A 23,482-nucleotide genomic window follows, 5' to 3' on the forward strand; every position below is an offset into this window, starting at 1 on the left:
TCGGTCCGGTACCGTCCTCCTCAACGTACCGACTGGTCGGTCGGGGTCGCTGGGGAGGTGACACATGCCGGATGGTGAAGCATCAAAAGGCCTGGTCGCAGTCCATGACGGGCTGCGCGAGGCCCTCGCCGGGCAACCGCGGATCCAGGCCTTCTGGGGCCCGGATCTGGCCCAGGACCCATTTCCCGCCGCAGCGGCGCTACGTGCCGCCGGGGCGAGCTGGGATTGGAGTGCCCTGGGCTTCACCGGCCGATCCTTCTGGGATCTGCATGTAGGGATCCTTCCCGTCGAGTCGGGCTACTCCGTAGGCCTGCACTGGACCCGCGCACTCGACCACGAAGTCCGTCCCTGGGCGCCGATCGCCGTGCCCCAGGGAGCCCTGCAGTTCGCCGCAGTCGCCGGAGAGTACCAACTGCTCACCGCCGACTCCACCGGCATCACGACGCACGGCATCCGATCCGCCGTGGACGTGGCCCTGGCCGTCGCCACCCGGGTCCTATCCAAGATCACCGATGACGCTCACCCGGCCGAGGTGTTCGCACCAACAGATTGCACTACTAGGGAGAAGACATGCGGTTGAAGGGAAGGCTGGTCGTCGCCACCTTGGCGAGCACCTGCATGCTGTTCGCCGCCGGGTGCGGTAACGCGACCGGTGGTTCGAGTTCGTCGTCGGGCTCGTCGGGCTCGTCGGCCAACGGGTGCGACATCAAGGAGATCGGTCCGGGTGTCACGGACAGCGAGATCCGGGTGGGCACCACCATGCCGCTGTCCGGCTCGGGTGCCGCGGGTGGTCTCGGCACCAAGGAAGGGCAGGAGGCGTACTACGCCAAGCTGAACGCCGAGGGTGGCGTACACGGCCGGAAGATCAAGCCGATCATCCTGGACGACGCGTACGACCCGTCGACCGCTCAGAAGCAGATGCGCCAGCTGGTCGAGAAGGAGGAGATCCTCGTCGTCTCCGGCGGTGAGGGCACCCCGAACTTCCTCGGCGCCGTGCCGTACCTCGACCGCAAGAAGGTACCGGCCATCGCCCCGTACGCACCCAGCGACGAGCTCGGCGGCGACAAGAACCAGCACGTCTTCATGGCGACGGTCGACTACATCCAGGAATTCGAGATCCTGACCGACTACGTGCTCGACCAGGAGACGCCGAAGAAGATGGCGCTGGTCGGCGTGGCCGGCAACGTCGGCGACAACGCGAAGCTGGGCATGGAGAAGGCCCTCGAAGGCAAGGGCATCGAGCTGCTCTACGTCCCCGAGACGCCGGGCACCACGGACTTCACCCCGATCGCCACCCAGCTCAAGCAGTTCGACGCCGAGTACGTGTTCCTCATCCTGACCAACGCCGACACCGGCGGCCTGCTCCAGGCGATGTCCCGCATCGGGTACACCCCGAAGACCGGTGCCTGGGCCGGGATGAGCGACGACTCCTACATCAAGGAGTTCGGTGCCCTCTCGCAGGACATGCTGGTCGCGCTGGAGACCTCGTCGCTGGAGAGCGACAACCCGCTGGTGAAGAAGTTCGTCGCGGACTTCACCGCGCAGACCGGCAAGGCGCCGAGCAAGTTCAACCAGCTCGGCTGGGTGCAGGCGCAGCTCACCGCCGAGGCGCTGAAGCGGGCCGAGGGTCTGAACCGCGGCTGCGTGGTCGAGGCACTCGAGACCTTCGAGAACTTCGAGACCGGCATTCTGCCCCCGGTGACCTGGGGCAAGGGCGACCGCGCCGGCGTTGACGCGGTCGGCATCGGTCAGATCAAGGGCGACAAGCTCGTCGTCCTCGAAGAGACCAAGTCCCTGCAGAAGTGACCCCTCCGGGGGTGGGTCCGGCGTAGTCCGACCCACCCCCGGACCAGTACGAGACCAGGAGTCCACGTGGGTGACCTCGGTCAGATCATTCTCGGCGGTATCACCACCGGCAGCCTCTACGCACTCTTCCTGCTGGGCGTGCTGATCGTCTTCCAGGTCAGCAAGAGCATGAACTTCGCGTACGGGCAGGTCGGCATGATCGCCGCCTTCAGCGCATGGTTCTTCTACTCCGAGCAGGGCCTGCCCGTGCCGGTGGCGCTGGTGATCGGTGTGCTGCTCGCCGTGATCGTGAACAGCGCGATCGACTTCGCCGCCATTCGCCGGATCCCGGCGGGTCGGCCGGGCCTGGACCTGGTCGTCACCCTGGGCATCTTCCTGCTCATCACGGCCGTCATGCAGCAGCTGATCGACGCCAACGCGCACACCTTCGTCTCGCTCGGCGCGGACACCCGCACCGAGGTCGCCGGAGTGGTGGTCAGCATGAGTGACGGCATCGTCATCGGCCTGACCGTGGTGACCGTCCTGGCGGCGTACCTGCTGCTCAACCGGACCAGCCTGGGCACGTCGTTGCGGGCGAGCGCCGAGGACGCCGGCATCGCGCAGGCGGCCGGCGTGAACGTCCGCGCGCTGCGGACCGCCACCTGGGCGGTGGCCGGTCTGATCGCCGGGGTCGTCGCCATCCTGGTCGCCAGCCGACTGTCCGTCGACGCGTTCTACATGACGCCGTTCCTGATCAAGGCGTTCATCGCCGGGATGATCGGCGGTCTCGACCGGTTCTGGCTGCCGCTGGTGGTCGCCGTGGCGCTCGGGGTCTACGAGTCGCTGGCGGTCTACCTGCTCGGCGCGAGCGCCGGCACGCCGGCGGTCTTCCTCCTGATCATCGTCGTCCTGGCGCTGGTGCCGAAGCGGTTCGTCAACGAGCGGAACGAGGTGCGAGCATGACCGGCACCACCATGACGCGGCCCCGCCGCGACGGGAAGAGCCCGACGGTGGGCAAGGGCCGGGGCGTACCCCGCGTGCTGACCCGGGTGGCCGTCTTCGCCGTGATCGCCGCAGTCCCGCCGTTGTTCTTCGACGACTACTGGGTGTTCATGGCGGCGCAGGTCCTCGCATTCGCGGTGGCCACCCTGGGCCTGGACATCCTGTACGGGCGGACCGGGCAGATGTCGTTGGCGCACGCCTCCTTCATGGGCGTGGGTGCCTACACCACCTACGTCATGGCGTCGTACGGCTACGGGCCGGCGATGCAGCTCGCCGCGGTGATCGGCGTGGCGGCGATCGCCGCGCTGGTCGTCTCCGTGCCCACGCTGCGGCTGTCCGGGATGCGGTTGGCGCTGGTGACGCTGGCCTTCGGTGAACTGCTGGCCTGGGCCATCCGGAACACCACCGACCTCACCGGCGGCACCCAGGGGGCCTCGGTCGACCCGTTCCTGTTCGGGCGGCTGGACTCCAGCGAACCGCTGCACGCCTACCTGATCGCGCTGGTCCCCGCGGCCATCGCGACCGCGTTCGCCGTGCACCTCGGCCGGACCCAGCTCGGCCGCCGGATGCTGGCCGTACGCGACAGCGAACTCGCCGCGGAGTCGGTCGGCGTGGCGGTGGCCCGTACGAAGATCACCGCGTTCCTGATCAGCGCCGTGTACGCGGGCGTCGCCGGCTGGCTCTACGCCGGCATCACCGGATTCATCGCACCGCCCGACTTCGACCTGTTCGCCTCGGTGTACCTCTTCGTCGCCGTGGTGATCGGCGGCGCGGGCACCGTGCTGGGGGCCTGGCTGGGCGCCTCGTACGTGGTGCTGATGCCCGAGGTGTTCACCCTGGCCGGCCAGCCGAACCTCTACCCGATCGTGGGTGGCGCCCTGCTGGCGATCGTGGCGCTGCTGGTGCCCGACGGCATCGTCGGGCTGGGGCGCGGCGTGTGGCGTCGACTCAGGGGAGCACGCGCAGACGAGGAGGAACCGAAATGAGCGCGGCCAACGTTCCACCGCACGTACGCACCGAGGGGTTGACCGTCCGGTACGGCGCCTTCCAGGCCCTGCGTGAGGTCACGGTCACCCTGCCGGCGGGCGGCATCAGCGGCCTGATCGGACCCAACGGGGCCGGCAAGACGACCCTGCTGAACGCGATCAGCGGTTTCACGCCGATCGCCGAAGGGTCCGTGCACATCGGCCACCGCGACATCACCGCGCTCGGGACGCGCCGTCGCGCCCTCGCCGGGGTCGTCCGCGGCTTCCAGACGGTACGGCTGATGGAACGCGAGTCGGTGCTGACCAACGTGCTGGTCGGGACCGAGCGGCTGCCGCAGCCGAACCCCCTGGCCCAGTTCCTCGCGTTGCCGTCCCAGTGGCGCGCCCGCAACCGGGACATGGCGGCGGCGACCGAGGTGCTCGACCTGCTGGGTCTGACCCGGCAGGCGCACCGCCGGGTGGACGAACTGCCGTTCGCCAGCCGCCGCCTGGTGGAGGTGGCCCGGGTCCTGGTCTCCTCACCGTCGGTGATCCTGCTGGACGAGCCGGCCGCCGGTCTCGACCAGGAGGGGCGGCAGGAGTTGGCCGCCGTGCTCACCCGGGTCCACCAGAACCATCCGTCGACCATGGTCGTCGTCGAGCACGACGTGGACCTGGTCAAGAGCCTCTGCTCGTACGTCATCGCCCTCGACTCCGGTGCCTTCCTGCGCGACGGCACCCCGGCCGAGGTGTTCGGTGACCGGCAGGTGCAGCTCGCGTACTTCGGGAGGGCCGCAAGTGCTGACGCTTGACTCGGTTAAGGGCTGGTACGGCTCGACCCAGGCCCTGTTCGGGGTGGACCTGAGTGTGCCGCCCGGCAAGACCGTCGCCCTGGTCGGCACCAACGGCGCCGGCAAGACCACCACCCTGCGGGCGATCCTCGGGGCGGTGCGGACCGAAGGATCGGTGCGCGTCGACGGCGAGACCGTCACCGCGAAGCCGACGCACCGGCGGGTCAACGACCACCACATCTCGGTCGTCCACGAGGGCCGCGGCCTGCTGTCCCAGCTGACCGTCCTGGAGAACCTGACGGTCGGGGCGAACCGGGCGCAGCGGGCCCGCGTCGACGAGGTGTTGGACCTGTTCCCGGCGTTGCAGGGGCGTACCCACCAGAAGGTGTCGCTGCTCTCCGGCGGGCAGCAGCAGATGGTGGCGCTGGGTCGGGCGCTGCTGCGCGACCCGAAATATCTGCTGCTGGACGAGCCGGGTCTGGGCCTGGCCCCGGTCGTCATCGACGAGATCTACCGCTACATCTCCGAGTTGTGCTCGCGCGGCATGGGGGTGCTGCTGGTCGAGCAGAGCGTCGCGCGGGCCGCGAGCATCGCCGACGAACTCGTCCTGCTGCGCGTCGGCACGGTCGACCGGGTCGTCGACACCGCCAACACCGCCCAGGTCGACCAGCTCGTCGCCGACGCGTTCGGCGTCCATCACTGACAATCGAAAGGACTCACGTGAGCACCATCGCACTGACGAACGCCACTGTCTTCGACGCCACCGGCGCGGAGCCCGTGGAGGGTGCCACCGTCGTGGTGGACGGCGAGGTGATCGTCGACGTAGCGGCCGGCGGCGCGGTGCCGAACAGCGCCGACCGGGTGATCGACTGCGGCGGCCGGACCGTGATGCCCGGCCTCATGGACGCACACGTGCACATCGGCGCGATCGACGTCAACATCCTCGAACAGCACCGGAACTACCAGACCAGCCACGCGGCGCTGAAGATGGGGCGGATCCTGAACCGCACCCTGATGCAGGGCTACACCACCGTGCGGGACGCCGGTGGCTGCGACGCGGGTTTCCGGCAGGCCGTCGAGCAGGGTGACATCCTCGGCCCCCGGCTGCTGGTGTCGAACGCGCCGCTGTCCATGACGGGAGGTCACGCCGACTGGCGGCGTCCCACCGAGCGCGGCAACACCGTCGAGTGCTGCTCCCAGGTGGGCATGAACGCGATCGTCGCGGACGGCCCGGAGGAGATCCGCAAGGGCGTACGGGAGAACATCCGTACCGGCGCCGACCAGATCAAGGTCATGGCCAGCGGCGGCGCGATGTCCCCCGCCGACGAGCTGGACACCATCCAGTACAGCCCGGACGAGCTGCGGATGGCGGTGCAGACCGCCGAGGCGGCCGGCAAGTACGTGCTGGCGCACGCCTACTCCTCCGCCGCGATCCGCAACTGCGTCGAAGCCGGTGTCCGCTCGATCGAGCACGGCAACCTGATGGACGAGGCGACCGCCGCGCTGCTCGCCGAGGTCGGCACCTACCTGGTGCCCACCCTCTCCACCTACGAACTGCTGCACCGTCAGGGTGCCGAGCACGGGGTCGCCCCGGAGCCGCTGGAGAAGATCCGGATGGCCCACGAGCAGGGCCTGCGTTCGCTGGAGTACGCCTACCGTGCCGGCGTCCGCATCGCCAGCGGCTCCGACCTGCTCGGGCCGATGTTCGTGCACAAGCACCGGGAGCTGTCCCTCAAGGCGGAGATCATGTCGGCCGCCGCGGTGCTGATCGCCACGACCCGCGTCAACGCGGAGCTGTTCGGCCTGGCCGACCGGCTCGGCACGGTCGAGGTCGGCAAGCTCGCCGACCTGATCGTCGTGAACGGACGCCCCTGGGAGGACATCGCGGTCTTCGCCGACCCCACCGCCGTGCCCGTGGTCATCAAGGGCGGCGACCTGGTCAAGTACGAGCTCTCCTGATCTGACACCCCTGACGAGGAGGAAAACCATGGCCCCCGTGACCCTCGCCGCCGCGAACGTGCGTATCGAGCACGACAAGGCGCGCAACCTGGCCAAGTTCCTGGAGATGATCGACGAGGCCGCCGCCAAGGGCGTCGACGTGCTGGTGCTGCCGGAGGTCGGTCTCCAGGGCTACGCCGACTTCGCGTTCGGCCTCGGCGACAAGGGCACCGCCGCGCAGAAGCAGTACTACTTCCGCGAGGCCGAGCCGGTGCCCGGCCCGGCCACCGAGGCCATCCGGGCCAAGGCCGCCGAGCACGGCATGTACGTCCAGCTCGGGCTCGCCGAGCGGGCCGGGCACGGCAACGTGATCCTCAACGCGACCGCGTTGATCGGCCCCGACGGCGTGGTGGGCGTGTACCGCAAGACCCACAACACCTTCGAGTTCCCGTACTTCAACGCCGGCCAGTCCACCCCGGTGTTCGACCTGCCGTTCGCCCGCGCCGCCAGCCTGATCTGCTACGACCTGGCCTTCCCGGAGCTGATGCGGGTCTTCGCGCTGCAGGGCGCGACGCTGGGCCTGATGTCGACGGCGTGGCCGATGAAGGGCCACGACCCGGCCGACGACTACCACGGCTTCGCCATGGACCTCTCCGCCCAGGCCAACGCCTTCTTCAACCAGATGTGGCTGGTCGTCTCCAACCACTGTGAGAAGGGCGTCTACACCGCTGGGCTCGACTACTGGGGGCACAGCCAGATCGTCGACCCGTACGGCAAGGTCGTCGCGATGCTGACCGACGAGGAGGGCCTGGTCACGCACACCGCCGACCTGGACGCCACCACCCTGGCCAGCCGCACCGAGGGCTTCTTCGGGCTGAACCTGATCCAGGACCGGCGTCCCGACCTCTACGGCCCGATCGTCGCCACCGACCCGTACGCGCCGACCGACCGTCCCGCGCCCACCCCGCGCGGTCCGCTCGACCAGAAGGTCGGCTGACATGCTGCGCCAGGTCATCCTGAAGACCGCGGCCAGCCGCCGCGCCCGGCGGGCGATCGAGGCCACCCCGCTCACCCGTGCCGTGGTGGACCGGTTCGTCGCCGGTGAGAACGTGCCCGCCGCCGTACGCGCCTCGGAGGGGCTGCACGGCACCGGCTGTCTCGCCACCCTGGACTACCTCGGCGAGGACACCACCGACCGGGCCCACGCCGAGCACGTCACCGGGCAGTACGTCGCGCTGCTCGACGGGCTCGCCGATGCCGGGCTGACCGGCATGGCGGAGGTGTCGATCAAGTTGTCCGCGCTCGGTCAGGCCCTGCCCCGCGAGGGCGAGGCCGTGGCGCTGGACAACGCGGCCCGCATCTGCGCGGCCGCCGCCCGGGCGGGCACCACGGTCACCGTGGACATGGAGGACCACACGACCACCGACTCGACGCTGGGCATCGTCGCCCAGTTGCGCCGGGACTTCCCGGAGACCGGCGCGGTCATCCAGGCGTACCTGCGGCGCAGCGAAGGCGACTGCCGTGACCTGGCGACCGCCGGTTCGCGGGTCCGACTCTGCAAGGGTGCCTACCGGGAGCCGGCGAGCGTGGCCTACCAGGCTCGCGCCGAGGTGACCCAGGCGTACCTCCGCTGCGCCGAGATCCTGATGGCCGGTCCCGGCTACCCGATGCTGGCCACGCACGACCCCGAGCTGATCCTGGCCGGCACCCGGCTGGCCGCCGACCGCCCCGGCGGCGTCACCGGCTACGAGTTCCAGATGCTGTACGGCATCCGCCCTGCCGAGCAGCGGCGGCTCGCCGAAGCAGGCCACCAGGTCCGGGTGTACGTGCCGTTCGGCGAGGAGTGGTACGGCTACCTCATGCGGCGTCTCGCCGAGCGCCCGGCAAACCTCATGTTCTTCTTCCGGGCTCTCACCAGCCGCAACTGACCAGGAGCAAGCCAGTCTGATGGACGCCATCACCACCACCCCTGCACCGGTCAACGAGCCGAACCTCTCGTACGCGCCGGGCAGCCCGGAACGCACCGGGCTGGCCGCGAAGCTGGGCGACCTCGCCGGCCGGCGGTTCGAACTGGACATGACCATCGGTGGTCGACGCCGGATGGGCGGCGGCGACCGGATCGACGTCGTCCAGCCGCACCGCCACCGCCATGTGCTCGGCACCCTCGGCAACGCCACCCACGACGACGCCCGGGCGGCGGTCGACGCGGCGAAGCAGGCCGCCGGTGACTGGCGGGCGCTCTCCTTCGACGAGCGGGCGGCGGTCTTCCTCAAGGCCGCCGATCTGCTCGCCGGACCGTGGCGGCAGACGTTGAACGCGGCCACCATGCTGGGCCAGTCGAAGACGGCCTTCCAGGCGGAGATCGACTCGGCCTGCGAGCTGATCGACTTCTGGCGTTTCAACGTGCACTTCGCCCGGCAGATCCGCGCCGAGCAGCCGCAGTCCTCGCCCGGGGTGTGGAACCGGGTCGACCACCGGCCGTTGGAGGGTTTCGTCTACGCGATCACGCCCTTCAACTTCACCGCCATCGCCGGAAACCTGCCCACCGCCCCCGCCCTGATGGGCAACACGGTGGTGTGGAAGCCGTCGCCGACCCAGCAGCTGGCCGCATGGTGGACGATGCGCCTGCTGGAGGCGGCCGGCCTCCCGCCCGGTGTCATCAACATGGTGACCGGTGACGGTCTGGCCGTCTCCGATGTGGCACTCGCCGACCCGGACCTGGCCGGCATCCACTTCACCGGCTCGACCGCCACCTTCCAGCACCTGTGGCGCACGGTCGGCGAGCGGATCGGCAGCTACCGCGGCTATCCGCGGATCGTCGGCGAGACCGGCGGCAAGGACTTCATCGTCGCCCACCCGTCGGCCGACGTCGACGTGCTGCGTACCGCCATGATCCGGGGGGCGTTCGAGTTCCAGGGGCAGAAGTGCTCGGCCGCCTCCCGGGCGTACGTGCCCCGGTCGCTCTGGCCCCAGCTGCGTGAGGACCTGATCGCCGAGGTGGAGTCGCTGACCATGGGCGACGTCACCGACCTGTCCCACTTCATGGGGGCGGTCATCGACGGGCGGGCCTTCGCCCGGCACGCCGTAGCGATCGAGCGGGCCCGCGCCACCGCCAGCTGCGAGATCCTCGCCGGTGGGGGGTACGACGACAGCGAAGGCTGGTTCGTCCGGCCCACGATCATCGAGTGCACCGACCCGACCGACGAGGTCTTCACGACGGAGTACTTCGGGCCGATCCTCGCGGTGCACGTCTACGAGGACGAGGCATACGAGGCGACGCTGGCTCAACTGGAGTCCGTCTCCGCGTACGCCCTGACCGGCTCGATCATCGCGCAGGACCGCGCGGCGATCGCGCACGCCGCTCAGGTGCTGCGGTTCGCGGCCGGGAACTTCTACGTCAACGACAAGCCCACCGGGGCGGTGGTCGGCCAGCAGCCCTTCGGCGGTGGGCGGGCCAGCGGCACCAACGACAAGGCCGGTTCCGCACAGAACCTGCTGCGCTGGACCAGCGCCCGCACCATCAAGGAAACCTTCGTGCCGGCCACGGACCACCGTTACCCGCACATGGCCTGAACGCTGTCGCCCCCGCCATCCCTGCTTCGCAGGCGGTGGCGGGGGCGATCGGGTCGTCAGCTCAGTGGTACATCAGGGCGCCGGACTGGGCGGTGGCCAGGCGACGTCCGTACCACTTGGGCCAGACGAAGTCCGTACGCATGCTCGCGCCACTCCACGAGGCGGACTGCGGAACCAACCCACCGGAACCACCGTGGAACAGGGCGACCGACCCGGACGCCGGCCGTTCCGGGTCCGCGCTTACCAGTTCCCCGGGCGAGGCCACGATCGCGTCCAGGGGGCCCTTGCCGTCCAGGTTGAGGATGGCCACCGCACCGCCGAACAGGTCGTTGCTCTCGGCCCCACCCGGTACAACCGGGTGGTCCTGGTCGAAGCCCTGGGCGCCGGTGCCGGTCAACCCGGAGGCGGACCCCTTGAGCAGGGCAACCGTGCCCGCCCGCTTCTTCGTGCCGATCGCCTCACCGGGCGCACCCACCAGCACGTCGTCCCGACCGTCGCCGGTCACGTCACCCACCGCGAGGGTGGCACCGAACAGGTCACCGACCTCCGCCGAGCCGGGCACCCCGGGCGTACGCTGGCTGAACATCTTCACCGCGCTGCTGGACAGGCCGGCACCACCGGTACGACCGGTGAAGACCGCGACCATGCCCTCGTTGCCCTTCGGGGACTTGGTGTACGGCGCCCCGGCGATCACCTCGCCCAGTTTGTCGCCGTTGACGTCACCGATGGCCAGCGCCATGCCGAGGCTCCGCACGTAGCTGTCGTCACGGCCGGTCGCCTTACGCAGTGCCGCCCCGGTGACCGAGGTGGCGCCGCTGAGCTTCACCCCATTCGCCGAGCCCCACATCAGCGTGAGCATCCCGCTGCCGGTCGGTGAGCTGTCCTCGTTCTCGCCCGGTGCGCCGATGACCAGGTCGGCGTACTTGTTGTTGTTGACCCGGCCGATGGCCAGAGTCCAGCCGAAGTGGTCGTTGCGCTCGGCGCTACCCGGCACGGCGGCCTGGTTCTGGTGCAACTGCTGCGCGCCGGTGCCGGTCAGCCCGTTGGCCCCGCCGTACAGGACGGTGACCGCACCGGCGTAGGTGAGCTTGCCGATCGCCTCGCCGTACGCCCCGACCGCCAGGTCGTCCCGGCCGTCGCCGTTGATGTCACCGGCCGCCAGCGCCGAACCGAACCAGTCGCCCTGCTCCGAGGCGCCCGGCACGCCCGGGGTGCTCTGGTTGAAGTGCTTCGCCCCGTCGAGCCGCAGGCCGGTGCTGCTGCCCGGGATCACCCAGACCCCGCCGGCATTCGCCTTCGCGCTCAGGTCGTATTCACCGAGGTCGCCGACTGCCAGGTCGTCGTAGCCGTCACCGTTGAAGTCCCCGGCGGCGAGGACCTCGCCGAAGCCGGGTTCACCGCCGGCCGGCGTGACCGCGGTCGCGAAGTAGTCGACATACGGCGCGGAGGAGTACCGCACCACCACCAGACCCATCGGGGTCTGCGGGAAGCGGTACTCGGAGGGGTCGGCGGAGGCGGCGATGTCGTCGACGCCGTCACCGTCGAAGTCGGACCGGGTAGCCCCGGTCCCCTTGACCGGGGTCGTCGCCTTAGCCACCCGGTAATGCTGAAGGACGATCCCGTCCCGGGTGACCGTCCGGTAGGTGTTCGCCGCCGCCGGGGCGGGCACACTCACCGCCAGGCCGACGCCGATGGCCAAAATGGACAGTCCTGCGACACTGCGCCGCATCAATACCCCGCTTTCACATGATCAGAAGTATCGCGGGCCGCCACTGACCGGGCCGGCGATTCGCGCGCCGTACCGCTGCGGCCAGAGCCGGTCGGTGCGCAGCGACGCACCGCTCCAAGAGCCCGCCTGCGGCACGAGACCGCCCGAGGCACCGTGGAACCGCGACAACGTGCCGGAAGGATACCCGGCCTGGTCACCGGCGACTTCCTCGCCCGTCGATGCCACGATCGCATCCAGTGGACCCTTGCCGTCCAGATTGAGGATGGCTACCGAAGCGCCGAACTGGTCACCACGCTCCGCACCGCCCGGCACCACGGCATGGTCCTGGTCGAACCCCTGGGCACCGGTACCGGTCAACCCGGAGGCAGAGCCCTTGAGCAGGGCGATCGTGCCCGCCTTGGTCTTCGTGCCGATCGCCTCTCCCGGTGCACCCACCAGCACGTCGGCCCGACCGTCGCCGGTCACGTCACCCACCGCCAGGGTCGCACCGAACCGGTCATCATTCTCGGGGCTGCCTGGAACACCGGCCGTACGCTGGGTAATGATCTTCACGGCGCTGCCGGACAGGCCCGCCCCGCCGGTGCGACCGGTGAAGGCCGCGATCAGACCACCGTTGAGATGGGGGGTCTGGGCACCGGGTGCCCCGGCGATCACCTCACCCAACCCGTCGCCGTTGACGTCACCGATCGCCAGCGATTCGCCGAGGTACCAGGCGATGGTGTCCTCGCGGCCGGTCGCCTTGTGGACCGCCGCGCCGGTGACCGAGGTGGCGCCGCTGAGTTTCACCCCGTTGGCGGAGCCCCACATCAGGGTCACCATGCCGCTGCCGTTCCAGGAGGTGCCGTCGTTCTCCTGCGGAGCACCGATGACCAGGTCGGCGTACTTGTTCTCATTCACCTTGCCGATGGCCAGGGTCCAGCCGAAGTGATCACGGCGCTCGGCGGCACCCGGCACCGCGTCGAGATTCTGATGCAGTTGCTGGGCGCCGGTCGTCCGCAGGCCGCCCACCCCGCCGTACAGCACGGTGACCGCGCCGGCCTCCTTGACCGTGCCGATCGACTCGCCGTACGCCCCGATCGCCAGGTCGTCCCGGCCGTCGCCGTTGATGTCACCGGCCGCCAACGCGGCACCGAACCAGTCGTAGTCCTCCGCCGCACCGGGCACCCCGGGGCTGCTCTGGTTGAAATGCTGCGCCGAATCGACCACCAGGCCGGTCCGGCTGCCCGGGATCACCCACACCCCACCGGCGTGGGTCTTGTTCCCCGGGTCGACCTCGTCCGAGTCGCCGATGGCCAGGTCGTCGTAGCCGTCGCCGTTGAAGTCGCCCGCCACCAGAGCCATGCCGAAGCAACCACAGCCGCCGTCCGACGAGAGCACGCCCGCGAAGTAGTCGACGTGCGGTGCGGACGAGTAACGCACCACCACCAGGCCGGTCGGATAGTGCGGCAGACGGTGGTTGAGCATGTCCCCGGCCGCCGCGATGTCGTCGACCCCGTCACCGTCGAAGTCGGAGCGGGTCGGACCGGTCCCCTGCACCGGAGTGACCGACTTCGGCACCCGATGGAACTGGAGGATCACGTCCTCCCGGGTGATGGTCCGGAACTCCTCCTGCGCCGCCTGGGCGGGAGGGCTCACCATCAGGCTCGCCGCAACCACCAACACCGACACTCCGGCAAGCCTGCGCCGCATCTGCGCCCCCGTTCTCCTGCTCAGTACCACGGTCCGCTGCTCTGCGGCCCGGCGATCCGCCAGCCGTACTCCAGCAACTCCAGACGATTGGTGTTGAGGGCACGCCCGCTCCACGAACCGGACTGCGGGACGATCCCGCTTGAGGAACCGTGGAACCGGGACAACGTCGCGGAGGGGTATCCGGGGATGTCCCCGGCGACCTCCTCCCTGGTCGACCCCACGAGAGCGTCCAGCGGGCCCTTGCCGTTGAGGTTCAGCAGCGCAAGCGAGCCGCCGAACCGGTCGCCGCGCTCGGCCCCACCCGGAACGACGGAGTGGTTCTGGTCGAACCCCTGCGCGCCGGTGCCGGTCAGCCCGGACGAGGAACCCTTGAGCAGAGTGATCATGCCGGCCTCGGTCTTCGTACCGATCGCCTCGGTGTGCGCGCCGACCAGCACGTCCGCCCGCCCGTCGCCGGTCACGTCACCGGCCGCCAGGGTCGCCCCGAACCGGTCCCCACCCTCCGGCGAACCCGGCACCCCGGTCGTACGCTGGGTAATGATCTTCACGGCCTTGCCGGACAGCCCCGCCCCACCGGTACGACCGGTGAAGACGGCGATCAGACCACCGTCGACATGCGGGGTCTGCGCGTTCGGCGCCCCGGCGATCACCTCGCCCAGCCCGTCCCCGTTCACGTCACCGATCGCCAGCGACATGCCCAGGTACCAGGCGATGGTGTCCTTGCGCCCGGTCGCCTGGTACACCCCCGCGCCGGTGACCGAGGTGGCCCCACTGAGCTTCACCCCGCTCGCCGAACCCCACATCAGGGTCACCATGCCGGTGCCGTTGGCACCGCTGCCGTCGTTCTCGTGCGGCGCGCCGATGACCAGGTCGGCGTACTTGTTGTTGTTGACCTTGCCGATGGCCAGCGACATGCCGAAATGATCGCGGCGCTCCGCCGAGCCGGGCACCGCCGCCTGGTTCTGGTGCAACTGCTGGGCCCCGGTGCCGGTCAGGCCACCACTTCCGCCGTACAGGATGGTGACCGCACCGGCCTCCTTGACGCTGCCGATCGCCTCCTTGAAGGCCCCGATCGCCAGGTCGTCCCGACCGTCGCCGTTGATGTCACCGGCCGCCAGCGAAGCGCCGAACGCGTCCCGGTTCTCCGACTCCCCGGGCACACCCGGGGAACTCTGGTTGAAGTGCTTGGTCGAGTCGAGCACCAGGCCCGTGCGACTGCCGGGAATGATCCAGACACCCCCACCGTGCGCATTGTTCTTCTTGGTGTCGGCCTCGTCGGCGTCACCGATCGCCAGGTCGTCGTAGCCGTCGCCGTTGAAGTCGCCGGCCACCAGCGCGATGCCGAAGCTGGAGTTGTTGTCCGCCGCCGTGCCGATGAAATAGTCGACGTGCGGCGCGGAGGAGTAGCGCACCACCACCACGCCGGTCGGATAGTGCGGCAGGCTGTGATTGAGGGTGCCGGCCGAGGCCGCGATGTCGTCGACCCCGTCGCCGTCGAAGTCGGAACGGGTCGCCCCGGTCCCCTTCACCGGGGTGACCGCCTTCGTCACCCGGTGGAACTGCATGGTCAGTCCGTCCCGGGTGATGGTCCGGAACTCGTCAGCCGCCTGGGCGGGAGCACTCACCGCCAGCCCGGCCGCCACCGTCAGAACCGTCAGCCCGGCAAGCCTGCGTCGCATCGAAAACCCCGTATCCCCGTAGTCGCCCTCACAGCATAGGGACACGTAGATCAAAAGCCATGTCTGTCCGGCCAGACATCGGGGCCTGTACCGCCAGAACCGCCCACAGGAGCAGTCGGGGGCAGACAGCAGAACGCCCGGTGCGGTCCTCACGGATCGACCGGGCGTTCTCGCATCTCACGAGCGGTGGCGGCGGGATTTGAACCCGCGGAGGGCGTAAACCCTCACACGCTTTCGAGGCGTGCTCCTTAGGCCACTCGGACACGCCACCGCCGAAGAGGCTACAGGACTCCCGGTTCGGACGCCGAACCGGTCCCCGGCCGCCCGGCCTGGCAGGATCACTGGCATGAGTACGCACATCGGCGCGAAGCCGGGCGAGATCGCCGAGCGGGTCCTGATGCCGGGTGACCCCCTGCGGGCCAAGTGGATCGCGGAGACCTACCTCGAAGGGGCGAACTGCTACTCGACGGTCCGGGGGATGCTGGGCTTCACCGGCCGCTGGAACGGGGTCGAGGTCTCCGTGCAGGGGTCCGGGATGGGGATGCCCTCGGCCTCGATCTACGCCCACGAGCTGGTCAACGAGTACGGCGTGAAGTCCCTGATCCGGGTCGGCTCCTGTGGAGCCCTGTCCGAGGATCTTCAGCTGCGGGACGTGATCGCGGCGATCGGATCCTCCACGGACTCGAACATGAACCGGGTGCGCTTCGACGGGCTGATCGACTACGCCCCGGTGGCCGATTTCGGGCTGCTGCGTACCTCGGTGGAGGTGGCGGAGCGGCGCGGCATCGCGATGCGGGTCGGGCCGATCCTGGCGGCGGACGCCTTCTACACCGACCGGCCGGACCTCTACGACCGGCTGGCCGACTACGGGGTGCTGGCGGTGGAGATGGAGTCCGCCGCGCTCTACACGATCGCGGCCCGCTTCAAGGCCCGTTCGTTGACCCTGCTGACCGTCAGCGACCACATCAAGACCGGCGAGAAGACCACCTCACAGGAGCGGGAGCAGACCTTCAGCCAGATGGTCGAGATCGCCCTGGACACCATCGTCGCCTGACCTAGCGACACCCGTCGACGTCCCGTCGCCCTTCGTCGGTGGCGGGACGCTTCGTGCGCGGTCTTCGCCCCAGCGCTTGATCCACTCCATACCGCCGTAATGGCGGTATCCGTGCTGCCGCGTCACCGCCATTACGCCGAAACGGCGAAGCACCCGACGAGGAAATAAGTACGACCGGTCGGTCGCATTGTGTATGATCACGGTATGACCGTTGACGGCAGGCTGGCCCGGGGTGAGCGCACCCGCAGCGCAGTGCTGGACGCCGCCGTCAGCCTGGCCAGTGAGAACGGCCTGGAGGGGCTGTCGCTCGGGCATCTCGCCGACTCCCTCGGGGTGAGCAAGTCCGGCATCTTCGCGCACTGGCGCTCCAAGGAGGCCCTCCAACTGGCCACCATCGACCGGGCGGTGGCCCAGTGGCAGGAGCTGATCATCGGCCCGGCCCTGCGCGCACCCCGGGGCGTACGCCGCATCCACGCCCTGCACGAGGCCCGGATCGATTTCTACGCCACCCGGGTGCTGCCCGGGGGTTGCTTCTTCGGCACCGCCGAGTTCGAGTTCAACGCCCGGCCGGGTGCGGTCCACGACCGCCTGGCCACGGTCCTCGCCGACTGGACCGCCTTACTGGAACGGCTCGTCCGCGAGGCGGTCGAGCTGGGCGAACTCCCCGCCGAGGTGGATGTGGCCCTGCTGGCGTACGAGATCGACTCCTTCGGGATCGCCGCCGCCATGCGCTCCCGACTCTTCGACCCGGACAGCACCTACCGGCACGCCCGCCGAAGTGTGCTGGACCGGCTGCGGGGTCTGTGCCCCGATCCCACCCTGCTACCGGAAGGCACCCCATGAGCAACGTCGTCGCCGAGCCCACCGCCGTCGAGTACGGCCATGTCGAGCACGCCATGGTGCACTTCGACGACCTGGACGCGATGGGCATTCTGCACAACGCGCGGTACGCGCTGCTGTTGGAGCGGGCGCTGACCGCGTACTGGTCAGCCAACGGGGTTGCCTTGCGCAACGGGAAGGCCACCACCCCGGACGTGTTCCACGCGGTCCGCGAGTTCGCGATCACCTTCCGTGCCCCGATCACCGGCACCGGCCCGGTCGGGGTGCACTTCTGGGTGGAACACCTCGGCAGCAGCAGCGCCGTCTACGGCTTCCGGTTCCACTCCCTCGACGGCACGACGGTGTACGCCGAAGGACGGCGGGCCGTCGTCCGGCTGGACCCGGCCACCCTGCGCCCGGCGCCCTGGACGGACCTCGCCCGAGGCATCGCCGGCGCCCTGCTGCGCCCCGCCTGACGAGAGCACCAGCGACAGCAACCAGCACCAGCACCAGCGACCCGGCAGCGGCAGCAGCGAGGGCGGGGCCTCAGCGGAAGAAGGCGCGCATGAGGGTGCCGGTCTCGGTGGCCAGGACCCCGCCGTACACCTCTGGGCGGTGGTTGAGACGGCGGTCGCGCAGGACGTCCCAGAGCGAGCCGGCGGCGCCGGTCTTCGGTTCCCAGGCCCCGAAGACCACGGTGGACACCCGGGACAGCACCAGGGCGCCCGCGCACATGGTGCAGGGTTCCAGGGTGACCACCAGGGTGCAGCCCTCCAGCCGCCAGCGGCCCAACCGTTCGGCCCCCCGTCGCAGCGCCAGCACCTCGGCGTGGGCGGTCGGGTCTCCGGTCAGCTCCCGCTCGTTGCGCCCGATCGCCAGCTCGTCACCGTCCGGGCCGTAGAGCACCGCACCCACCGGCACGTCGTCGGCCTGCCGGGCGGGGTCGGCGACCTCCGGGCCGGTCACCGCGATCTCCAGGGCGCGGCGCATCCAGAGTTCGTGGCGCTGCCGGCGACCGGTGCCGCTCGGATCGGCCAGGCTCTCGTCCGCCCCCGGCCCCACCCGGGAGAAGACACCAGGGGTGGGTTGTCCGGCGCGTACGGTCTCCAGGGCCGGATCGGTCACGTCGGCCGGCTCGCCACCGCCCGGCGGCACCTGCCCCACCGACCCGGCACCGCCGGTCGGGTCAGACCTCACGCAGTTCCTCTACGTCGTCGACGCAGCCCAGCACCTGGCAGACCTCGGCGGTGACGTCGGCCGGCATCATCCCCTCGTGGGCGCAGAGGGCCAGCAGCTGCTGCGCGGGAATGCCCAGGTCGGCCAGGAGGTCGGCCTCACCCACCGGGTCCGCCTCCGGGTCCAGGGCGGGCTGCTCGTCGTCGTCGTCGGTGGCCGTCGGTGCAGGTGCCTCCTCGGTGTCCTCCAGACCGGTGACCGAGGCGTTGAGGTCACCGACCAGCAGGGCACCCAGCCGGGATTCCTCGGCGAAGGCCGAGTCCGAGCCGAAGATGCGCAGGTCCTCGCCCTCGTCCAGGCGCAGGATGACCAGGTAGGTGTCGTCCGCCTCGACGAACAGCAGCGACACGTCGGCGTCCGGACCGACATCGCGCAGTCGCTCGGCGACCTCGTCGACGTCGGTGGCACCCCGCAGACTCAACTCGGCGGCCGTCCAGCCACCCTTCTCGCGCACCACGGCCGCAGCGAAGTACGACACGGTCCCCCCAATTAGCCCTTGGCACAGCTCACACCAGCCGTTACGCGTGCACGTTAGCCGGTCGGATCGGCCGGAGAGCGGTCAACGCCCCGAAGGGTCGGTCATTCCTGGGAAGGATCCGACCCGCTCAGCCGGCCAGCCGACGGCGGGTGGCGATCAGCTCACGCAGCCGCTCGGTACGCACCCGCGGTGGCCGTTCACGCTCGCGTACCGTGCGGGCGTCCGCCAACTGCGCGAGCAGTTGCAGACGGCGGCGGCTGCGATCCGGATCGAGTCGCGGAGTGGTCCAGGCCATACCGGGAGAGTGCCGAGTCCCGGCGGCCCAGTCAAGATGGGTTTCAGTGCCTGCACGACGACGCAACGCAGTCGATGCCGGCAGGAATCACCAGAGGGGCCAATCACCACTGATCCACCACCGGGCGGCCACTGCGGCGGCGGCGATGCTCCACCCTCCGGCGGTGACGATGGCGATGCCGGTGGCCACCCCCCGGTCGCCGTACCGGACCAGCACCAGGGCCGCCAGCCAGGCAAGTGCTCCGGCGAGCAGGGTCCACCAGGCGTACCCGGCCAGGTCGCGACCGAGCAGCCCGAAGATGACCAACCAGGCGGCCGTGCCGGTGGCTCCGGCGGCGACGGCGGCCCCGCTGACCGGATGCGGTTCGCGGTAGGTGGGACGCGGGCGGCGCCCGGCGGGGAAGAGGCCCGACGGGCTGTACGGCATCATGGCTGGCCACTCCTGCCACGCTTGGTCGGTGGTACTGCCCACCGTACCGGCCCGGTCGCTGCCGACGCCCCCGGCGGGCGTACGCGGTCGGGCCGACGGGGAGATGGTCTGTCAGGATGGCCGGGTGGTTGCGCTCACCGGACGACGTCTGCCGTACGCGGCGCTGCTGCTCGTGCCGATGCTGGCCGCCGGCTGCGCGACCAGTCCCGCCCCCACCTGGTCCGCGCCGAGCGACGACCCGACCGGCCCGACGGCCGCGTCGAGCCCGGCCGACGCCACCCCGACGCCCGGTGCCAGTTCCACACCCGGCGCGACCCCGACCGCCGAGAGCCCGGGGCCGGAGGGCACCGACCAGCCGGGGCCGACCGCCACCCCGGGCCGGGACCGGCTGCCGCACGTCTTTCCGGTACGCGCCCGGAAGGTGGACTACCACCCGACCCACTCCGGGTACCCGGGTACGGACATCTTCGCCGACTGCGGGGAGCCATTCGTGGCGGTCACCGACGGCACGATCGGCGAGGTCAGCCGCCGGGACCGGTACGACAAGAGGGGCCCCCAGGGCCCGTACAACGGGGGCCTTTCGGTCTCCGTGCTCGGCGACGACGGGGTGCGCTACTACGGTTCCCACCTGACCGAGATCGCCGAGGGCATCGAGCCGGGCGTACGGGTGCGGGCCGGTCAGCGACTCGGCACGGTGGGCCGGACCGGCAACGCCAACAACGTCTGCCATCTGCACTTCGGCATCTCTCCGCCGTGTCCGGGTGAGGACGGCTGGTGGATCCGTCGGGGGGTCGTCTGGCCGGCGCCGTACCTCGACTCGTGGCGCAAGGGCGGCAACCGCGCACCGGCGGCCGAGGTAGCGGCCTGGCACCGTCGGAACGGCTGTCCGGCGAAACCCCCCGGGCGCTGAGGCCGCAGGTCTCGTCCCGCGTCATCCGCACGTCATCACCCCGCAACATTGACGGATGTCTCATTCGTGAACTACCGTCCGGCTATCGACTCAGAGAGCGCTCTCTGGGAGCACTTAACTCACAATGCCGACGAAACGCGCCACCGGCATCGGTCGGATGGGCGCGATGGAGGAAAGATGCGACCTCCCGTCCCACGCCGCACCCACAATCGACTCCTGGCCGCCGGCGCCGCCGCGGCCCTCGTCCTCGGCGGGCTGGCCGTCATCGCCGCCCCCGCCGCACAGGCCGCGCCGGTCGGCGCCGGCAGCTACACCACCACACCGGTCGGACCGCTCCCCAGCGGCTGCGGGAACCTCACCACCAACCCCCGGCAGTACGCCACCAGCGCCGCACCGGCCGGGCCGGTGCCGACCAACGACTGGTGGTCCTCCCTGCTGTGGAAGCGCCTCAACTGCACCTTCAGTGAGCCCCTGCACGCCCACCCGCTGGCCTACCAACCGGTCACCGACGGGCTCGGCTTCTCCGCGACCTCCACGCCCACCATCACCGGCACCGCCACCGGGGTCGGCGAGTTCAAGTACCCCTACGTCGAGGACCTCCGGGTCGGGGTGGCCGGGTTGGGCGCCCCGAACGTGCTGGTCGACGACTGGACGGACTGGACGGTCACCCCGTACTGGAGCGACGGGTCACGCACCCTGCGGGCCACCATCGGCCACGGTCTGCCCTTCACCTACTTCCGCAGCAGCGGCGGGGACGCGGTGATCAACGTGACCGGCGGCAGCCCGACGGTCTGGTCCAACAGCGGCGCCACCATCGGCTTCACCGTGCGCGGCCACGACTACGTCGGGTACGCGCCGACCGGGGCCACCTGGACCGTCAGCGGCGGCCGAATCAGCTCCAACCTGGCCGGTCGGGGCTACTTCTCCCTGGCCCTGCTGCCGGCCACCACGGACGCCACCACCCGGACCCAACTGGCCGCCACCTACGGCCGGTACGCGCACGCGCACGTCACCGGTACCCGGGTGTCCTACAGCTACCAGCAGTCGAGCAGCCAGGTGGAGACCCGGTACGCCTTCACCACCACCCCGCGGGAGGGCACCGAGACCCGTACGGTCGTCAGCCTCTACCCCCACCAGTGGAAGGCCCTGACCGGGGCCACCCCGATCAGCCAGACCTACCCGTCGGCCCGGGGCCGGATGAAGGTGCTGACCGGGGTCGCCGAGTTCCGCACCTCGATGCGCTTCCACGGGGTACTGCCCGAGGTGCCCGCCGTCGCCACCGGGGCCGGGGCCGACCTGACCACCCTGCGGCAACACCTGGCGGCCGTGCGGGGCAACCCGATGGATCAGCGAGGTGCGGACACCTACTGGACCGGCAAGGGGTTGGGCCGGGCGGCCCGGATCGCCGAGATCGCCGACCAGGTCGGCGACACCGAGACCCGTACGGCCGCGCTGAACGCCATCCGGGCCACCCTGACTGACTGGCTCACCGCCTCGCCAGGCGAGACCGAGCGGCTGTTCTACTACGACCAGCGCTGGGGCACCCTGATCGGCTACCCCGGCTCGTACGGCTCCGACCAGGAACTCAACGACCACCACTTCCACTACGGCTACTACATCGCCGCCGCCGCCACCCTGGCCAAGTTCGACCCGACCTGGGCCCGCCAGGACCAGTACGGCGGCATGATCGACCTGCTGATCCGGGACGCAAACAACTACGACCGCACCGACAGCCGCTTCCCGTACCTGCGTGACTTCGACATCTACGCCGGGCACGACTGGGCCTCCGGGCACGGGGCGTTCGCCAGCGGCAACAACCAGGAGTCCTCCTCGGAGGGGATGAACTTCGCCAACGCCCTGATCCAGTGGGGACAGGCCACCGGCAACACCGCCGTACGCGACGCCGGGATCTTCATCTACACCACCCAGGCGGCGGCCATCCACGAGTACTGGTTCGACGTCAGCGGCGAGAACTTCCCCGCCGCCTTCGGCCACAACAACGTCGGCATGGTCTGGGGAGACGGCGGGGCGTACGCCACCTGGTTCAGCGCCGAACCGGAGATGATCCAGGGCATCAACCTGCTGCCGATCACCGGTGGGCACCTCTACCTGGGCTACCACCCCAACGACAACGCCCAGAAGTACGCCGAACTGGTCCGCAACAACGGCGGTGAGCCGACCATCTGGCAGGACCTGCACTGGCAGCACCTGGCCCTCGGCGACCCGGACGCCGCCCTGGCCAAGCTGCGGGCCAACCCCGGCTACACCCCGGAGGAGGGGGAGAGTCGGGCGCACACCTTCCACTGGGTACGCAACCTGGCCGCCCTGGGCCGGGTGGACACCGGGATCACCGCCAACCATCCGCTGGCCGCCGTCTTCAACCGCAACGGCGCCCGGACGTACGTGGCCAGCAACATCTCCCACACCCAACTGACCGTACGGTTCTCCGACGGGACCCAACTGACCGTGGCACCGGGACGGACCGCCACCAGCGGCGCACACACCTGGAGCGGCGGCAGCGGCGGTGGCGGCACACCCTCACCGACCCCGACCCCGACGCGCACTCCGACTCCGACGCCTACCCCCACCCCGACCCCCACCGGGCCCTCCAGCTCGCCGGTGCGGTACCTGTTGTCCGGCGGCGGCCTGGGCGCGACGGGTAACGCCGGCACGACCACCGTGACCAGTGCCGGCGGCGCCAACTACGACGGCACCCCGCGCAACCCGCTGGTGTTCACCGCGACCGGGCTCAACCTCAACCACAACGGTGGGCAGACCGGCTTCGACTTCCTTCTGGACGCCGGTTCGGCGGTCGGCAACGGGGTGCAGACCCGCATCTCGTACGACCTGACCGGCGACGGAAGTTGGGAACGGGTGGAGACCTACCGCTACTTCGCCACCGATCCGGTCTCCGGTTGGGAGAACTACACCCAGGCCGCCGGGCTGCTCTCCAGCACCGGTTCACTGGGCAACCTGCGCGGCGGCACCGTACGGGTGGAGGTCTGGTCCGCCATCGGCACCAACCCCACCACCCTGGGGATCGGCAACCGCTCGCTGATCAGGCTGCCGTACAGCTGATCCCCGTCCGTCCAGGTGGCAGGGCAGGCGGT

At 70.2% G+C, this 23,482-nt stretch carries 22 protein-coding genes and 1 tRNA gene; 15 read left to right on the forward strand and 8 right to left on the reverse strand.

Annotation, left to right across the window (positions count from 1 at the left end):
- The first annotated feature begins 64 nt into the window (after positions 1–64).
- The 10 genes from ACLQ2T_RS05275 to pruA all read left to right on the forward strand — a co-directional run bounded on the left by ACLQ2T_RS05275 (position 65) and on the right by pruA (position 10,054).
- A complete protein-coding gene (locus tag ACLQ2T_RS05275; RefSeq protein WP_425764820.1) occupies positions 65–580 on the forward strand; it encodes a hypothetical protein in 516 nt (171 codons plus the stop codon).
- The gene (locus tag ACLQ2T_RS05280; protein ID WP_425764821.1) at positions 571–1,806 is read left to right on the forward strand and encodes an ABC transporter substrate-binding protein; all 1,236 of its coding nucleotides are present in this window, start codon (positions 571–573) and stop codon (positions 1,804–1,806) included. The genes ACLQ2T_RS05275 and ACLQ2T_RS05280 overlap by 10 nt, the downstream gene beginning before the upstream one ends.
- Positions 1,807–1,872: 66 nt before the next feature.
- Complete coding sequence (locus ACLQ2T_RS05285; protein ID WP_425764822.1) at positions 1,873–2,748, forward strand: branched-chain amino acid ABC transporter permease; 876 nt, start codon at positions 1,873–1,875, stop codon at positions 2,746–2,748.
- The gene (locus tag ACLQ2T_RS05290) at positions 2,745–3,773 is read left to right on the forward strand and encodes a branched-chain amino acid ABC transporter permease (RefSeq protein WP_425764823.1); all 1,029 of its coding nucleotides are present in this window, start codon (positions 2,745–2,747) and stop codon (positions 3,771–3,773) included. Before ACLQ2T_RS05285 ends, ACLQ2T_RS05290 begins: the two co-directional genes overlap by 4 nt.
- Complete coding sequence (locus ACLQ2T_RS05295; RefSeq protein WP_425764824.1) at positions 3,770–4,564, forward strand: ABC transporter ATP-binding protein; 795 nt, start codon at positions 3,770–3,772, stop codon at positions 4,562–4,564. Before ACLQ2T_RS05290 ends, ACLQ2T_RS05295 begins: the two co-directional genes overlap by 4 nt.
- Complete coding sequence (locus ACLQ2T_RS05300; RefSeq protein WP_425764825.1) at positions 4,551–5,246, forward strand: ABC transporter ATP-binding protein; 696 nt, start codon at positions 4,551–4,553, stop codon at positions 5,244–5,246. The genes ACLQ2T_RS05295 and ACLQ2T_RS05300 overlap by 14 nt, the downstream gene beginning before the upstream one ends.
- Positions 5,247–5,263: 17 nt before the next feature.
- Complete coding sequence (locus tag ACLQ2T_RS05305) at positions 5,264–6,502, forward strand: amidohydrolase family protein (RefSeq protein WP_425764826.1); 1,239 nt, start codon at positions 5,264–5,266, stop codon at positions 6,500–6,502.
- Positions 6,503–6,530: 28 nt separating this feature from the next.
- Positions 6,531–7,478 (forward strand): carbon-nitrogen hydrolase family protein, encoded by a 948-nt coding sequence (locus tag ACLQ2T_RS05310; protein ID WP_425764827.1) that lies wholly within the window; start codon positions 6,531–6,533, stop codon positions 7,476–7,478.
- A gap of 1 nt (position 7,479) precedes the next feature.
- Positions 7,480–8,409 (forward strand): proline dehydrogenase family protein, encoded by a 930-nt coding sequence (locus ACLQ2T_RS05315; protein WP_425764828.1) that lies wholly within the window; start codon positions 7,480–7,482, stop codon positions 8,407–8,409.
- 19 nt (positions 8,410–8,428) lie between these two features.
- Positions 8,429–10,054: an L-glutamate gamma-semialdehyde dehydrogenase gene (gene pruA, locus ACLQ2T_RS05320; RefSeq protein ID WP_425764829.1), complete on the forward strand. Its 1,626-nt coding sequence runs from the start codon at positions 8,429–8,431 to the stop codon at positions 10,052–10,054.
- A 61-nt stretch (positions 10,055–10,115) separates the two neighbouring features.
- Here pruA and ACLQ2T_RS05325 read toward each other — a convergent pair whose 3' ends face one another.
- The 4 genes from ACLQ2T_RS05325 to ACLQ2T_RS05340 form a co-directional block, all read right to left on the reverse strand.
- On the reverse strand, positions 10,116–11,783 hold the full coding sequence (locus ACLQ2T_RS05325) for a hypothetical protein (RefSeq protein ID WP_425764830.1): 1,668 nt from the start codon (positions 11,781–11,783) through the stop codon (positions 10,116–10,118).
- Between the two features lie 21 nt (positions 11,784–11,804).
- Positions 11,805–13,472: a hypothetical protein gene (locus ACLQ2T_RS05330; protein ID WP_425764831.1), complete on the reverse strand. Its 1,668-nt coding sequence runs from the start codon at positions 13,470–13,472 to the stop codon at positions 11,805–11,807.
- A 20-nt stretch (positions 13,473–13,492) separates the two neighbouring features.
- Positions 13,493–15,151, reverse strand: a complete 1,659-nt coding sequence (locus tag ACLQ2T_RS05335; RefSeq protein ID WP_425764832.1) for a hypothetical protein — start codon at positions 15,149–15,151, stop codon at positions 13,493–13,495.
- Between the two features lie 184 nt (positions 15,152–15,335).
- Positions 15,336–15,422 (reverse strand) — tRNA-Ser (locus tag ACLQ2T_RS05340).
- Between the two features lie 75 nt (positions 15,423–15,497).
- Here ACLQ2T_RS05340 and deoD point away from each other — a divergent pair.
- The 3 genes from deoD to ACLQ2T_RS05355 all read left to right on the forward strand — a co-directional run bounded on the left by deoD (position 15,498) and on the right by ACLQ2T_RS05355 (position 17,500).
- On the forward strand, positions 15,498–16,205 hold the full coding sequence (gene deoD / locus ACLQ2T_RS05345) for a purine-nucleoside phosphorylase (RefSeq protein WP_013736384.1): 708 nt from the start codon (positions 15,498–15,500) through the stop codon (positions 16,203–16,205).
- A 204-nt stretch (positions 16,206–16,409) separates the two neighbouring features.
- Complete coding sequence (locus ACLQ2T_RS05350; RefSeq protein ID WP_425764833.1) at positions 16,410–17,048, forward strand: TetR/AcrR family transcriptional regulator; 639 nt, start codon at positions 16,410–16,412, stop codon at positions 17,046–17,048.
- A complete protein-coding gene (locus ACLQ2T_RS05355) occupies positions 17,045–17,500 on the forward strand; it encodes an acyl-CoA thioesterase (protein ID WP_425764834.1) in 456 nt (151 codons plus the stop codon). Before ACLQ2T_RS05350 ends, ACLQ2T_RS05355 begins: the two co-directional genes overlap by 4 nt.
- A 70-nt stretch (positions 17,501–17,570) precedes the next feature.
- On the opposite strand, the gene tadA is transcribed toward ACLQ2T_RS05355, so the two are convergent.
- The 4 genes from tadA to ACLQ2T_RS05375 form a co-directional block, all read right to left on the reverse strand.
- The gene (gene tadA / locus ACLQ2T_RS05360) at positions 17,571–18,086 is read right to left on the reverse strand and encodes a tRNA adenosine(34) deaminase TadA (RefSeq protein WP_425764876.1); all 516 of its coding nucleotides are present in this window, start codon (positions 18,084–18,086) and stop codon (positions 17,571–17,573) included.
- 124 nt (positions 18,087–18,210) lie between these two features.
- The gene (locus ACLQ2T_RS05365) at positions 18,211–18,738 is read right to left on the reverse strand and encodes a tRNA adenosine deaminase-associated protein (RefSeq protein ID WP_425764835.1); all 528 of its coding nucleotides are present in this window, start codon (positions 18,736–18,738) and stop codon (positions 18,211–18,213) included.
- Positions 18,739–18,865: 127 nt separating this feature from the next.
- Positions 18,866–19,033 carry a hypothetical protein gene (locus tag ACLQ2T_RS05370; protein ID WP_425764836.1) on the reverse strand — a complete coding sequence of 56 codons (168 nt, stop codon included), beginning with the start codon at positions 19,031–19,033 and terminating at the stop codon, positions 18,866–18,868.
- Positions 19,034–19,120: 87 nt separating this feature from the next.
- Entirely contained in the window at positions 19,121–19,462 is a 342-nt protein-coding gene (locus ACLQ2T_RS05375) for a hypothetical protein (RefSeq protein ID WP_425764837.1), read from the reverse strand.
- A 178-nt stretch (positions 19,463–19,640) separates the two neighbouring features.
- On the opposite strand from ACLQ2T_RS05375, the gene ACLQ2T_RS05380 reads away from it, so the two are divergent.
- Both ACLQ2T_RS05380 and ACLQ2T_RS05385 read left to right on the forward strand, forming a co-directional pair.
- Entirely contained in the window at positions 19,641–20,372 is a 732-nt protein-coding gene (locus ACLQ2T_RS05380; protein WP_425764877.1) for a M23 family metallopeptidase, read from the forward strand.
- A 177-nt stretch (positions 20,373–20,549) separates the two neighbouring features.
- Entirely contained in the window at positions 20,550–23,450 is a 2,901-nt protein-coding gene (locus tag ACLQ2T_RS05385; protein ID WP_425764838.1) for a glycosyl hydrolase, read from the forward strand.
- The last annotated feature ends 32 nt before the right edge of the window (positions 23,451–23,482 follow it).

The organism is Micromonospora sp. DT229, from assembly GCF_049844505.1.
Classification (GTDB): domain Bacteria; phylum Actinomycetota; class Actinomycetes; order Mycobacteriales; family Micromonosporaceae; genus Micromonospora.

Excerpts from the sequence above, each read along its gene's own strand:
- ACLQ2T_RS05325 (WP_425764830.1), bottom strand. The coding sequence starts at position 11,783 with ATGCGGCGCAGTGTCGCAGGACTGTCCATTTTGGCCATCGGCGTCGGC.
- ACLQ2T_RS05295 (WP_425764824.1), top strand. The coding sequence starts at position 3,770 with ATGAGCGCGGCCAACGTTCCACCGCACGTACGCACCGAGGGGTTGACC.
- ACLQ2T_RS05310 (WP_425764827.1), top strand. The coding sequence starts at position 6,531 with ATGGCCCCCGTGACCCTCGCCGCCGCGAACGTGCGTATCGAGCACGAC.
- ACLQ2T_RS05385 (WP_425764838.1), top strand. The coding sequence starts at position 20,550 with ATGCGACCTCCCGTCCCACGCCGCACCCACAATCGACTCCTGGCCGCC.
- ACLQ2T_RS05290 (WP_425764823.1), top strand. The coding sequence starts at position 2,745 with ATGACCGGCACCACCATGACGCGGCCCCGCCGCGACGGGAAGAGCCCG.
- ACLQ2T_RS05350 (WP_425764833.1), top strand. The coding sequence starts at position 16,410 with ATGACCGTTGACGGCAGGCTGGCCCGGGGTGAGCGCACCCGCAGCGCA.
- ACLQ2T_RS05375 (WP_425764837.1), bottom strand. The coding sequence starts at position 19,462 with ATGATGCCGTACAGCCCGTCGGGCCTCTTCCCCGCCGGGCGCCGCCCG.
- ACLQ2T_RS05275 (WP_425764820.1), top strand. The coding sequence starts at position 65 with ATGCCGGATGGTGAAGCATCAAAAGGCCTGGTCGCAGTCCATGACGGG.
- ACLQ2T_RS05330 (WP_425764831.1), bottom strand. The coding sequence starts at position 13,472 with ATGCGGCGCAGGCTTGCCGGAGTGTCGGTGTTGGTGGTTGCGGCGAGC.
- deoD (WP_013736384.1), top strand. The coding sequence starts at position 15,498 with ATGAGTACGCACATCGGCGCGAAGCCGGGCGAGATCGCCGAGCGGGTC.
- ACLQ2T_RS05355 (WP_425764834.1), top strand. The coding sequence starts at position 17,045 with ATGAGCAACGTCGTCGCCGAGCCCACCGCCGTCGAGTACGGCCATGTC.
- pruA (WP_425764829.1), top strand. The coding sequence starts at position 8,429 with ATGGACGCCATCACCACCACCCCTGCACCGGTCAACGAGCCGAACCTC.
- ACLQ2T_RS05370 (WP_425764836.1), bottom strand. The coding sequence starts at position 19,033 with ATGGCCTGGACCACTCCGCGACTCGATCCGGATCGCAGCCGCCGCCGT.
- ACLQ2T_RS05335 (WP_425764832.1), bottom strand. The coding sequence starts at position 15,151 with ATGCGACGCAGGCTTGCCGGGCTGACGGTTCTGACGGTGGCGGCCGGG.
- ACLQ2T_RS05380 (WP_425764877.1), top strand. The coding sequence starts at position 19,641 with ATGCTGGCCGCCGGCTGCGCGACCAGTCCCGCCCCCACCTGGTCCGCG.
- ACLQ2T_RS05315 (WP_425764828.1), top strand. The coding sequence starts at position 7,480 with ATGCTGCGCCAGGTCATCCTGAAGACCGCGGCCAGCCGCCGCGCCCGG.
- ACLQ2T_RS05280 (WP_425764821.1), top strand. The coding sequence starts at position 571 with ATGCGGTTGAAGGGAAGGCTGGTCGTCGCCACCTTGGCGAGCACCTGC.